The following is a 12,801-nucleotide window of genomic DNA, read 5'->3' as shown; positions in this document are numbered from 1 at the left end:
CTTGTGTATCTAGCTGACGTCTATTCCCCGCTCCCGCTCTTCCTGCACCCTCTTTTGCGTCCGCCTGTTCAACACAAGAGAAATGATCAGCAGCGCTGCGGCCGCAACAAGGATCACCGATGAGATCGGGCGCTGCAGGACAATCGCCAGTCCCTCCGCTGACATGGCCGCCGTCTGGATGAGCGACTCCTCGAGGAGCGGTCCGAGGATGAAGCAGAGCACCAGCGGTACCACGGGCCATTTATACGTGGAGAACAGGTACCCGAGCCCGCCAAAAAGAAAGGCGACGAAGACGTCGAACATGCTGTTTCTTACCGAATAGGCCCCGATGGTGCAAAAGATCAAAATGATCGGGGCCATTATTCCATACGGCACTCTCGTCAATTTGACCCACAGCCAGACCATCGGCAGATTGAGCACCAGGAGCATGGCATTTCCCACGAACATGGAGGCGATTACCGCCCAGACGAATGTGGTATTTTGCTCAAAAAGCACGGGTCCCGGCGTAAGACCGTAAATCATCAATCCCGCCAACAGAATGGCGAGCGGCGGTGAAGAAGGGATTCCCAACGAGAACAGGGGAATAAAACCGGCGCTGCTCGTCGCGTTGTTTGCCGCTTCCGGCGCAGCTACCCCCTCCATCGCCCCATGGCCAAACCGTTCCGGGTGTTTCGATACCTTTTTCTCCAGATCATAGGCGAGAAACGACGTAATAGCGGCCGAGCAGCCCGGCAGAAGTCCGAGGAAAAAACCTACGAGTCCTCCCCGCACCATCGGCTTTACGCTTTTTTGCAGATCAGCCTTGGACGGGTAAACGCTCCCCGGATTGCCGATCACCGTCGTCACCCGTTTTTCCTCGATTCCCTTCAATACTTCCGTGATGGCAAACAACCCGATGATAATGCTGATCATATCGAGGCCGCCGACCAGCTTTGCGCTGCCGTAATCAAACCGGGGGACCCCCGTGGAAGGACCCAGTCCGACAAGTGACAGGGCGTACCCGAATGCCCCCATGATGAACGCCTTGAGAAAAGAACCCCCGGAGAGGCTGACCATCAAGGTCAAGGCCAGCACCATCAAGGCCAAGTATTCGGGCGGGCCAAATTTGAGTGCTTGATCCGCCAGGACGGGAGCAAAAAAGACAAGCCCGATCACGCCCATGATTCCAGCCACAAACGAGCCGATAGCCGAGATGCCCAAAGCCGGTCCGCCTTTCCCCTGCTTCGCCAGAGGGTATCCATCCAGACAGGTCGGCACCGAGGACAGCTCTCCCGGAATGTTCAGCAAAATCGCTGTCGTGGAGCCTCCGTACATGGCCCCGTAGTAAATGCCGGCCAGCATGATGATGCCTTGCGTAGGTTCGAGAACAGCCGTAACCGGAAGCAGGATGGCAATAGCTGATGTAGGCCCCAGTCCGGGCAGTACGCCTACAAAGGTCCCGACCAGAGCGCCTAGAGCAGCCATCAACACATTTTCCAGCGTCAGGGCCTCCGCAAAGCCGGACAGCAGAAGATGCAAGGTATCCATAAGCAGCAACCTTTCAAAAGAAGAATCCGGTCGGAAACGCAATCTTCAGCCAAACCACGAAAACCGCGTACAAGCACCCCGTCAGGACAATCGCCATCGCGATGGAACGGCTCCATTTGTACGAGCCGATGACGCGAAACAAGGCAATGGAAGCCAGAAAGGTAGCCAGCACATATCCCACAATGTCAATCACCAGCGCGTAGAGAAGCAGCACAAGAAGACAAGGGAGTACGCTCTTTGGCCGGAAGCCACTCTCTGCATCAGTCTTCCTCTCTTCTTTTTTGTCCCGAAAGGAATGAAAAAGCAATCCCGTGCCTAGCGTGATGAGCAGAAGCCCCAAGGTGGCGGGCAGGGTGTGGTCCCCGACATACTGTGAGGGAGAATATGCGTGCAGGCGAAAAGCCTCCAGGCTGACGACGATTCCGATCGCAATGGATAGCAAGGCACCAAAAAAGTCAGGCAGGTTATACGGAAGTCTCACATCATCACCTCAGCATCTGAACCATACAACAGCCTATGGCACAGAGGCCTATAGTGTTACGTGAAAACAAAAACTCGCCACCGTTTGGCGAGCTATTGAATCCCTTGGGACTTTTCTCGTTTTGCTGGCATCATCTTTTGCCTTACTCGGACCCGAATGTTTTTCTTTTTGCTCAGGGAAGATGGGCTATAATGGGAATAACCGAAATACTCAGGGTTTTCATCCATGTTGACGCTTGGAAAAACACCTTCATGGAGGGAGCATGCTTAATCCTGCCGATGTGCTGTTAAAAACGAAGATCAACCTGCCTGTATTCAAGGATAAAGCCGTGAACCGAGGACATTTGCTGGAGATGCTCAGCACCGGCCAGCACTGCCGCCTGACATCTATCTGCGCTCCTGCCGGTTTTGGCAAAACAACGCTTTTAGGGCAATGGATTTTCCACACAAACGTCCGCGCGGCTTGGGTATCGTTGGACGAAAAAGACAATGACCTCAGCAGGTTCTGGCGATACGTGGCCTACTCACTCGCCTCCGCTTGTTGCCCGCAGTTGACTGAGCGCATGACTCCCTTGCTCGATTCGCTCTCCGGCAGCTCTGTTTATACGATGATTGACGCCATGATCAACGAGCTGGATTTGCTGCCGGATCACGCCAGCTTGATTCTGGACGATTTGCATGTGATTGCGAATCAGCAGATCCATGAAAGTCTTTCCTACCTGATTGAATATCTTCCTGGAAACATCCATCTGTACCTTTCCAGCCGCGCCGCCCTGCCTTTCTCTGCAGCAAAGTGGAAAGTACGCGGCGAATATAACGAGATTGACGCTCCTTCACTCCTGTTCACGCGGGAGGAAGCTGCCCATTTTTACAAGGATGTAGCGCAATTGTCCCTTTCTTCGAGCGAGCTTGAAATATTGCTCGGATTTACCGAAGGCTGGGTGGCGGGACTGCAGCTATTTGCCATCTCCCTGCTCGCCAGCTCGAACTACGACCGGCTGTTGCAGCGAATGTCCGGGTATGACCGAAATGTCGCCGATTACTTGTTGCACGAAGTCATTTCCGGACTGCCGGAGGATATTCACGACTTTTTGCTGCAAACCTCCGTGCTTCAGCGACTGGACTTTCAAAGCTGCGATGCTGTGCTGCAAAGGACGGACAGCCATGCCATGCTGCAGCGCATTATTACTCTGAACCTGTTTATTCTCCCGCTAAATGAAGAACGCACCTGGTATCGGTACCACCATTTGTTTTCGGAATTTCTGCAAAAGGAACTGCTCATCAAGCATCCTCAGGCATGGAGCGAGCTTCACCGGAGGGCAAGCGCGTGTTTTGCCGAACGCCAGATGATGGATGAGGCCATCGAGCATGCCCTGCTCGCCAAAGACTATGCGCTGGCGGTCAAGTGGCTGGAGCAGCATATCGTCACAGTGCTGAAGCGAGGCGAATTTTCCACCCTGCTCCGCTGGTTCGAAGCGTTTCCCGATCCCGTCAGGACTCTTTCCCCCGTGCTGCTGCTGCTCTACGCCTTTTCCTTGAATGTCGTCGGAAAATTCGACCGCGTCGATCCGCTGCTGGACGATTTGGAACGGAGCATAGCGGATGTCACTGAAGAGCAGCGTCAGGAAATCCGGAGCGGCATCTTTTTTGTCAAAGCCAATCTCGTGTTCTCTACGCGTCGCTTTGAGGAATGGTTCGCCCATGCCGATCTCATCTATGACGTCTTGCCGGAAAATCCGCTTTTTTACAATCTGAATTTCAATACGAGTGAACCGCTCATCAGGCGGACTGCATTTGGACTCAAGGGACTGCTCTCTGCACAAACAGAAGAAGTGGGCAAACGATTCATTGCCATTCTCCAATCCCACGGTTGGCAGGATTCCTTGATCAACCTGTATGTAGTCCAGGCCCTCGCCGAAGGGTACTATGATTGGGACAGGCAGGAAGACAGCGGGACGCTTCTGAAGCAGGTGGAATGGATCGCCCTCCAAAAGCAGGTGGCCGGATTGCTCGTCCCCAATCGGATTACGCTTGCCCGCTTGCGCCTGGTAAAAGGCGAGTACGATTCTGCAAAAGAAGCGATCGACGAAACAATTGTCACTGTGAAAGAATGGACGGAATATCACTGGCTGCCTTCTCTGTACGCCTTTCGGGCGCGGATCGATCTTTTGGAAGACAATCCATCGGAGGCAGAGCGCGTCATGGACTTGCTTCACCTGTCCGCACAGGATAAACCGACGCTGGACAAGGAGCTGGAGTATCTGACTTTTGTCCGTCTTTTGGAGGCAAAAGGGAACACCACCGATGCACTGCGCATATTGGAAACCCTCAAGCCTTTGGGCAAACGCGATGGCTGTCTTTTGAGCATGGTGGAAATCCCGGTTCTCCAGGCACTGATCCATCATAAGCTGGGGCACCGCCTGCAAGCATTCCGCTACCTGCATGAAGCCCTCGCCCTCGGAGAGCAAAACGGCTATATTCGCAGCTTCCTGGACGAGGGAGAAAGGATGGCCCGCTTGCTGCGGGATTACGGGAAACAGCGGAGAATCGTTGCGAAACGCCAGGAGTGGGAAGGAGTTTCCTGGGACTATGTAAATAATCTGCTGGATCGGTTTGCCGCAGGGAAGCCGCGAGCCGGTAGTCCTCCTGCCCTTCCTGCCGACGGTTTTCTGGAGCCGCTTACCCAGCGTGAGAGCGTCATTCTCGGACTATTGGGACAAGGCGCAACCAACCAACAGATCGCGGCAGAGCTTGATTTAACCGTGGGGACAGTAAAGGTGTATTTGAACCGCATTTACGGGAAGCTGGGGGTTTCCTCCCGGACGCAAGCTTTGCTGAAGGCGCAGGATTTGGGGTTGATTGCTCCTTAGCGGTTTGCCCCTTTTTGACTAGCAAACGAGTTGCGTTTGTAAGAGAATGTTTGCAAAGCTAGGATGCTTTTTTAGCGGCTGCGGTGCAGAGAAGCCTGTTTCCATTCTGCGCTCCGGTCTTCGTCCTGCAGGGCAGCGGAGACTGTCCGCTCCGCAATGATCCCGAGGGAATCGCAAAACGGCGCGCAGCTTCGCAGCGGATTCATAGGTTGCGATTCTGTTTCCTCGGGATCACTGCTCCGCTGGGTGGGACTTCGCTAGTCGCTCCGACTGGAAACAGGCTTCTCTGGCGAGCAGAATGGCTTCTTCCAGCTTTAAAATGCTTGCGGGCTATTTCATGGCGCCAAAAGAATCAAGTCAAGGTTTTTCAGCAAGCTCACTTCTGATTGTCTATGGCTCGCGGCAAACCTGATCCCGGTAAGTTGACGGCGGTTCTTTGATTCGAACCTCCTTTCAAGCAAGCCTCTTTCAAGCCAGCCTCGCTCAAAACCGTTCGGGCTTATGTCCGAACGGTTTTTTGGATAGAATCCAGCATCTGTAGAGATGAAAAAGGAGAAAACCGCGAAGGGCTTTGGGACACTTCCCGGGCGAAATGGAAAAAGCAAAACACGCTTTTAAGCGTCCAACTCTGGGACACTCCCCCGAGCAGGCTGCTTTTGGACGCGGTTTTGCTTTTGGAATGGAGCCGGCCAGTACAGCTCCCCGCAGTGTCCCACCGAACCTTGAGCGGTTTTCTCCTTTTTCATCTCCTTCACCAAAGCCCGTCCAACCGCTAAAAAAGAAAAGCTGTGGTGAAGAAAAGCCTGGGCCCACTCTCCGTGCCAGTCTTCGTCCTGGACTGAAACAGAAATCTGTCCAGGCTTTCTAAAAACCTGTCGGTTCTCCCAGCACTGAAAATCTCAGCTTCTAGTCAAAAATCGAAACGGTTTTGCCAAGGGAGTCAGTGCCCGTACACAAGTCGGAATCAAAATCTGTCAAACACATGGCATGAGTGACCGTCAACGGCTGCTTCTGCAGCATTTCGTAGATTTGCTCATCGCTGTAAATGTGATACGGATGATGATGAAGAAAGCGGATTCGCCACACTTTTTTGCCGTGCAAGGATTGAAAAAAGGACGTCAAATGACTGCATATCTCCTCTTTTTTCGAGAATGCCTGCTCGCATGCGGGACAATAAAATTCCATATCGATTCCTCCCAATCGCGCTATACGTGCCATGTTGACGAAAAGGATTATGTGTAAAGATAAATCATATAATACATATATGTCAAGTCGGAATTAATGTGATACGTTGTCGCCCCTCTTTGCAAAAAGGGGTGGCTGCCGGGCGGATGGCATAACGAAAACCCGCTGCACGCATTGTTCTTACACAGTCGGCAGCGGGTACAGTTTTCCCTGATAGGCAAAGCGAGCTCTTCCCGTCTCTTCGGAAACCACGAGCACGAGCGCGTCGCTCCGTTCTGTCAATCCCAAGGCAGCGCGGTGCCTTGTACCGAGGCTGGGATCACCCAGATTGTTGTCGGAGAGAGGCAGCACATTCCCCGCTGAGACAATCGAGTTTCCTTGGATCAGCACAGCGCCATCGTGCAGCGGACTTCCGGGATAAAAAATGGACTCCAATAGCGAGCTGCTTACCGTGGCCCCAACCGGTGTCCCCTTGTATATCCATTGGTCGAGCGGCTCATTTCGCTCAATGACGATCAAGGCGCCGTGTCTGCGGCTGGACAGATGTTGGATGGTCAGGGATAAATCCGGGTATTTATCGGTAAAGGGCGCCAAGTAACAATAGAGATAAAAGGAAGCGGCTGTCGATTCAATCTGGAAGAATCCCCGCTTGATCTGGTCCAGGTTTCCCAGAACGCAGTGATTTTCATCTCTCATCGAGACCAAACTGTGCTGGATGTCGAGGATTAGCTGTTGCAAATCACTCTCTACCTGCAGTTTCATCGGAGACATATCGCAATCTCTCGGCTCCATCGCCATCACTTTGCACTGTACCTCCCTTCATGCAAACCGGATTTGCCCAATGCCACTACGTACAGCATTCCATTTTCTCGCAGGAATATACGATACTCCCTGTTTTGCTCGGTCCGGCTATTCTTCTGCTCGACTAAAAAACGGCACACAAAAAAGCACAAAAAAAAAGCAGGCTTTAACCGAAGAAAAGCCTGCCTGCATCCTGTATTTTTTACTTTTTCAACGCCTCGACACAGTCAATCAATCGATCGATTTCCTCCACCGTATTGTACAAGGAGATGCCTGCGCGGACCAGCCCGCCCATATCTTCGAGTCCCAGAGTCTCGACTACGCGCATGGCGTAAAAATGGCCGCCCCAGACGAACAGTCCCTGTTCGCCCAAAGCCTTCGCCACGTCTGCCGTATGTACGTCCTGTACAGTGAAGGAAACAGTGGGCGCCCGCAGCCCTTCTCCAAACGGCTGGCCATATACACTTGCCTGCGGCAAGGCTGAAAGCCTGTCGTACAAGTAACGGGCGACGTGCTCTTCATGGTCATGGATCAGCGCCATGCCGCTCGTGAGCTGCTCGCGAAGGCTTTCACCGTTCCCAAACGAAGCGATATAATCGACGGCTGCTCTCACCCCCGCCAATGCAGCAAAGTTCAACGTGCCCGTTTCGATCCGGTAGGGAGCCTCCGCCAGCTGCGGCCGGAGTCTGTCGGTCGGAATGTGGTCCAGCAATCCGGGACGGCTGTACAGCACACCGACGTGGGGACCGTAAAACTTGTAGGCGGAGCATAGCAAAAAGTCGGGATCAAGCGCCGCCACATCCATCGGGAAATGCGGGGCGTAGTGGACGGCATCCACGATCATCCAGGCACCGACAGCCCGTGTCCATTCCCTTATTACAGTCAGGTCATTGACGGTACCGAGCGAGTTCGATGAGTACCCGACCGCGACGATCTTCGTCTTGGGGGATAGAAGCGACTGCAAATGGTCCATATCGAGCTGCCCGCCCGATGTCATCCTGACCGAGTGGATGACTGCTCCTTTTTCAGCCAGCGTTTGCCATGGTCCGCGATTGGCTTCGTGGTCGAGATCGGTGATGATGACCTCGTCTCCGGCAGAAATGAGGCGCGACAGCGCTCTGCTGAGAGAAAAGGCGAGCGTGGTCATATTGGCCCCAAACGAAATGCTGCCGGGAGAAGCAGCCCCTAAAAAAGCGGCCATCCCCTCCCTCGTTCTCTCCACGATCACATCCGTTTCCTCGCTTGTCACAAACGGGCCGTGGGCATTGGCATTGCTTGTCTCATAGTACTGGGCGATGGCGGCGATGACCTGCGCTGGCACCTGGGTTCCTCCCGGGCCATCCAGATAGGCTGCGCAGTTGTCCCCAACCTTCCGCTGCAAGGAAGGAAAGTGGTTCCGGTAACGATGTACGTCAAAGTCCATGATCTGCTCCTCCTCCGCCTTTTTATGCAGAATATTCTAACTATATGATGGATTGTACACTTCTTTTCCTAAAAAAAGAAGGCCAGTATTCAAAAGCCCGTTCTGCCACGCACTTGCCCCAGTGCGGCCGGCTGACGTCCCGCGCGGTGAGACCGTACTCATCTGACATTCCCAGGTACTGAAGTTCTTACTGAACATGATATATGACAGCTCCTGTCATATAAAAATGGTATGATCAAAAAAGCAACCGGTATGAAAACCGGAACACCGTTTCGGATCAAAGGAGGACTTTCCTTGCGGGCAGATCGATTGCTTTCCATCTTATTGCTGCTGCAAAACCACGGCCGGCTGACGTCCCGGATGCTTGCGGAAATGCTCGAGGTTTCCGAAAGGACGATTCACCGCGACATGGAGGCTCTAAGCGCGGCGGGAATCCCCGTTTTTGCCGAACGCGGTTCACAGGGCGGATGGTCGCTGTCGGAGGGATACCGGACCAATTTGACAGGGATGACGACGGAGGAGCTTCAATCGCTGCTGCTTGTGCATCCTTCCAGCCTGCTGAGCGATCTCGGCCTCAAAAATCGGTTCGAGGCTGCCTTCCAAAAACTGCTGGCAGCGTCCTCGGCAAAAGCACGCCGTGACGCCGAAGCTGTTCGCCAGCTCATCCACATCGACGGAGCTGGCTGGCACCAGTCCGACGAGTCGTTTCCTTTTCTCCCTGCTGTACAAGAGGCTGTATGGGCGAGCCGAAAGCTGTTCATCTCCTACCAAAGAGAGGAAACCGCTGTGGAACGAACTGTTTGGCCGTTAGGACTGGTGGCAAAACGAAGCGTCTGGTACATGGTCGCGCAGGTGGACGGCGAAGTTCGCACCTATCGGATTTCCCGCCTGCTTTCTGCCCGGATGCTTGACGAAGCCTTTGAGCGGCCGGCCGATTTTGACCTCGCCCGTTACTGGGAGCAGTCTACCGAGCAGTTCAAGGCGAATCTGCCGACCTATCCCGGGCGCGTGAAGCTTGTGGAAACGAGTTTGTCCCGCTTTCGCCAGGAGCGTTATGCCAAAGTCATTCATACCGCTCCCGCTGCCGACGGGTGGATCGAAGCCGAAGTCGAATTTCAGACTTTGGACTCTGCTTGTGAAATTGTCCTCGGACTCGGGTCGCGCATAGAAGTCATTGAGCCGCTCGAGCTGCGCGAGAAGGTCATCGCAGAGGCAAAGGCCATCACCGCCCTGTATCGCCAGTCAGAGAAAGAGGCATGACGCCTCCTGTTCGGTCCAGCCTTTTAAACAGGGAACATCGTCACATTCTGCCACCCCCCTGCACAGCAATAACCTTCTTACACTTCAACCGCCTTTCGTTACCCCCGACTCCATTGCTCATATACTGCAAAAAGGTATTTGTCGTACCCGCGAAAAAACGGCTGTCCTGCAAAGATCGATCAGCAGATCTTGGCCAGACAGCCGTTTCTTCATTCACCGTCTAACGGTACAGTCCATAGCGCACCATATCCATATAGGTGGACAGCTCGCCGAAAAATTGCTGCAGAGCGTCCAGCCCCTTGTCCTCCTGATTTACATGTGCCCGGACGTGCTTCTGAATCAAAGCCTCGACAGCCGTAATCAGGAAGTCGGCCGCTCTCGCCGGAGAAATGCCTTCGCGGAGGACGGAGCTGTCCAATCCCTCAAGCAGCATCGTCAAATAGCTCTCATACACCTGCTGCTCCCGCCCCGCAATCTCCTCCCTGATCTCCGCCGGGTACCGGACAAAGGTCTCGACCGCCAGCCGGTAGATCAAAGGTTCCTCGAAAAACAGCTTCATTCGCGCCATGCCAAGCTCCGCCACACGGTCCAGCAGGTCGCTTGAACGCATCTGCATGTGCCCCTTCAGGTAAGTCTGGAAGTAATCAAGGCAAGCATCCACGATATACAGGTACAGCGTTTTTTTATTGGAAAAAAAGTGAAACAGCATCCCTTTGGAGATGCCGGCATTTTGCGCGATCTGGTTCGTAGAGCCAAGTGTGTAGCCTTTTTCGGCAAACTCAAGCAGAGCCGCATTCAGCAGCTTGACTTTGTTCGGTTCTTCGTCCTGGCTCCATAAATGAATGGTTTGCACCTCGTCACCTTCTTCTTTTTGCGTAGCTGGACCCTTTCACGGGAAACAGCAATCATTTTTCCGCATGCTGCTTCTCTCGGGTCAATCCTTCCGCTACAAACTCGATGATTTTATCCATCACATCGGCAAAGATCTCGTGGCCAATGTCTTGCTTGTGCAGCCGCATCATCATGACAGCCTGCATAATGCCGACGATGACTTGCGGATCATCCTTCGGGAGCGCCCCGCGCTCGATCAAGAGCTCGACTGCACGGATGCCTCGCTCTGTGTTCTCCTGTGAAAATTGTCTCATTTGCTCAGGAAGCTTGCGGGCAAGCCGCTCATGTTCATCATTTTGAAAAACGCGTTGAAGAAAGGGGTTCTTCTCGACCAGTTCAAATGAGGTGCGGAAAAAAGAAGCCAGCAATTCCTTTGGAGGCAAATTTTCTCGAAATAGCTCCCTTAGCACCGTCTCCCTGACTTCCTCCTCATTCTTCAAAATTTCAAAGTAAAGCTCTTCCTTGGAAGCAAAAAATTTATAAAAGGTGCCCTTGCCAATTCCGCACGCGAGGATGACATCATCAATGCTGGTCTTGGCCAGCCCGTATTGAATAAATAATTCCCTGCCTTTTATCAAGAGAGATTGGCGAACTTGTTCTTTTTCTTGCTCGGTGAATTTCGGCATGACAAACTCCCTTTTACAATCGTGTGACTTTTTATGGACTTTTCGTCACATGGTCATTATACTTATCATAATCGCTCAGTACCTAGAAGTAAACCGGGGACTGTATGAGTCGCAGTCTTTTCTTCCGGCTTTTATGTGACCATAAAAACCATTTCAATCACATGTGCACATTTTTTTGAGAACGTTCCAGGAGGTACCCGTTTTTCATCTGCTTGCATGGGGGAAATGTTCATGAAAACCTTGGAGCCACGTTCGGTCCTTCCATTCGACGGAGTATATAATTTTCGCGATGCAGGCGGCTTTCAAACCACAGACGGCGGTGTAATGAAGAAAGGTGTGCTGTTTCGCTCTGCAGACTTGTCCCGGTTGTCGCAAAAAGACATAGAAAAATTCAAGCAACTGAGAATCGCCTCCATCTGTGATTTAAGAACGCCGCGCGAGCGAAGTTCAAAGACCAGCCGGATTACTTCCCAGCACGGGATCCAAGTCATTCGCGTATCTCTTTATGACAGCAGCCAGGAATTTACACGCCTGGCGTTTTTCAAGTTTTTGGTCAGTCAAGCAAATACGATCAATTTTGAGCACATCATGAAGGACATGTATCACAACATGGCTTTTAACAGTCATGCTCAGTTGAACGAAATCATCACGCATCTCTCCGAACAAAGGAATTTGCCGGCGCTGATTCACTGTACAGGAGGAAAGGACCGGACTGGCTTTGTCTCCGCCGTCATTCAGCTTCTCGTCGGGGTCCCTTATCAAAATGTGTTGGAAGACTACCTGTTTTCAAACGATGCCATCGGGCCGCGCATGAAAAAAATCGAGACCTTTATCAGGTGGATGAGTCTGTTTCGAGTTTCGCCGGATCAGGTAAAGCCGATGCTGGAGGTGCGCCGGGACTATTTGGAGGAGGTTTGTCAGGGCATTCTGAATGAGTACGGAGACATGGAAACCTATTTGTGTCAGGCCTGCAGCATCCAGCCCGAGCGCTTGTTAAGACTCAAGCAGCATCTGCTTGAATAAGCATACATCATCAATACTTGGAGTCTCGGAACCATCGGTTTTTCGAGGCTTTTTTGTTGCCCGGCAATTTGCACAAGTGCTGCCTCCTCAAAGACACGGCCCCCCGTACCGATGACAATGACATTGCTGCTTGGAATGGCAACCCTTCGTTCCAGAGCGTTGCTTGGCCCCGCAAAATTGAGTGTTCACACCCTGTATTGACCACCCGGTCAAAACGGACTATACTTTCCTTATTGACCACCCGGTCACACACCCGGTGGCATATCCTATCTCCTTCCAGAAAGGATGTCATGATCATGCGAACCACCATTTTGCTGTGCCGCCTGTTACTCGGACTTATCTTTTTAGGCGCAGGCTTCAACGGCTACCTCGTTATTTTCGGACAGCCGCCGATCTTTCCGACGAGTCCGCCAGCGATGGAGTTTTTGCAAGGGTATTTATTGGTCTTGGTCAAAACGGTGGAGATCGTCTGCGGACTGGGCTTACTTCTGAATTTTTTCGTGCCTTTATCACTGGTCATTCTGGCCCCGGTTGCCGTCAATATTTTGACGTTTCACCTGTTCGCCGATCCTTCGCTGCTTCCTTTGGGAATCATCGTCTTTGTTCTGCAATGCTTCCTGCTCTGGGCGTATCGCGATCATTACAAGAGCCTGCTTCAGCCAAAAGCTTTCCCGAAATAATTCCATACTTCGATCCCTGCCGAAATATCTGCTTG

Annotated in this window: 12 protein-coding genes; 4 read left to right on the top strand and 8 right to left on the bottom strand. The window is 52.6% G+C overall.

Translation table 11 applies throughout. The annotated features are described in order from the left end of the window. Nucleotides 1-9: 9 nt before the first annotated feature. A complete protein-coding gene (locus EDM54_RS16750; protein WP_024983437.1) occupies nt 10-1,527 on the bottom strand; it encodes a tripartite tricarboxylate transporter permease in 1,518 nt (505 codons plus the stop codon). Nucleotides 1,528-1,540: 13 nt separating this feature from the next. Continuing rightward, a complete protein-coding gene (locus EDM54_RS16745) occupies nt 1,541-2,008 on the bottom strand; it encodes a tripartite tricarboxylate transporter TctB family protein (RefSeq protein ID WP_024983438.1) in 468 nt (155 codons plus the stop codon). A 262-nt stretch (nt 2,009-2,270) separates the two neighbouring features. Here EDM54_RS16745 and EDM54_RS16740 point away from each other — a divergent pair, with 262 nt between their 5' ends. Beyond that, nucleotides 2,271-4,877, top strand: coding sequence for a winged helix-turn-helix domain-containing protein (locus tag EDM54_RS16740; protein WP_122958481.1), 2,607 nt, complete (start codon nt 2,271-2,273; stop codon nt 4,875-4,877). 71 nt (nt 4,878-4,948) lie between these two features. Here the strand turns inward: EDM54_RS16740 and EDM54_RS27040 are convergent, their stop codons facing one another. The 4 genes from EDM54_RS27040 to EDM54_RS16725 all read right to left on the bottom strand — a co-directional run bounded on the left by EDM54_RS27040 (nt 4,949) and on the right by EDM54_RS16725 (nt 8,286). Then, nucleotides 4,949-5,083, bottom strand: a complete 135-nt coding sequence (locus EDM54_RS27040) for a hypothetical protein (protein ID WP_255320259.1) — start codon at nt 5,081-5,083, stop codon at nt 4,949-4,951. A gap of 700 nt (nt 5,084-5,783) precedes the next feature. Next, nucleotides 5,784-6,062 carry a hypothetical protein gene (locus tag EDM54_RS16735; protein WP_122958480.1) on the bottom strand — a complete coding sequence of 93 codons (279 nt, stop codon included), beginning with the start codon at nt 6,060-6,062 and terminating at the stop codon, nt 5,784-5,786. A 180-nt stretch (nt 6,063-6,242) separates the two neighbouring features. Further along, the gene (gene cdaS / locus EDM54_RS16730; protein WP_081787789.1) at nt 6,243-6,860 is read right to left on the bottom strand and encodes a sporulation-specific diadenylate cyclase CdaS; all 618 of its coding nucleotides are present in this window, start codon (nt 6,858-6,860) and stop codon (nt 6,243-6,245) included. 205 nt (nt 6,861-7,065) lie between these two features. Further along, a complete protein-coding gene (locus EDM54_RS16725) occupies nt 7,066-8,286 on the bottom strand; it encodes a cysteine desulfurase-like protein (RefSeq protein WP_024983443.1) in 1,221 nt (406 codons plus the stop codon). Between the two features lie 294 nt (nt 8,287-8,580). Here EDM54_RS16725 and EDM54_RS16720 point away from each other — a divergent pair, with 294 nt between their 5' ends. Further along, nucleotides 8,581-9,546, top strand: coding sequence for a helix-turn-helix transcriptional regulator (locus tag EDM54_RS16720; protein WP_003389622.1), 966 nt, complete (start codon nt 8,581-8,583; stop codon nt 9,544-9,546). Nucleotides 9,547-9,766: 220 nt separating this feature from the next. Here EDM54_RS16720 and EDM54_RS16715 read toward each other — a convergent pair whose 3' ends face one another. Next, on the bottom strand, nt 9,767-10,399 hold the full coding sequence (locus EDM54_RS16715; protein WP_122958479.1) for a TetR/AcrR family transcriptional regulator: 633 nt from the start codon (nt 10,397-10,399) through the stop codon (nt 9,767-9,769). Between the two features lie 52 nt (nt 10,400-10,451). Beyond that, the gene (locus EDM54_RS16710; RefSeq protein WP_031931930.1) at nt 10,452-11,063 is read right to left on the bottom strand and encodes a TetR/AcrR family transcriptional regulator; all 612 of its coding nucleotides are present in this window, start codon (nt 11,061-11,063) and stop codon (nt 10,452-10,454) included. Between the two features lie 231 nt (nt 11,064-11,294). On the opposite strand from EDM54_RS16710, the gene EDM54_RS16705 reads away from it, so the two are divergent. Together EDM54_RS16705 and EDM54_RS16700 are read left to right on the top strand one after the other, a co-directional pair. Beyond that, nucleotides 11,295-12,086, top strand: coding sequence for a tyrosine-protein phosphatase (locus EDM54_RS16705; protein ID WP_024983447.1), 792 nt, complete (start codon nt 11,295-11,297; stop codon nt 12,084-12,086). Between the two features lie 296 nt (nt 12,087-12,382). Beyond that, nucleotides 12,383-12,766, top strand: a complete 384-nt coding sequence (locus EDM54_RS16700) for a hypothetical protein (RefSeq protein ID WP_003389626.1) — start codon at nt 12,383-12,385, stop codon at nt 12,764-12,766. The last annotated feature ends 35 nt before the right edge of the window (nt 12,767-12,801 follow it).

Origin of the sequence: Brevibacillus borstelensis (assembly GCF_003710865.1) — a bacterium.
GTDB lineage: Bacteria > Bacillota > Bacilli > Brevibacillales > Brevibacillaceae > Brevibacillus > Brevibacillus borstelensis.
This window is presented reverse-complemented; position numbering and strand designations above follow the sequence as displayed.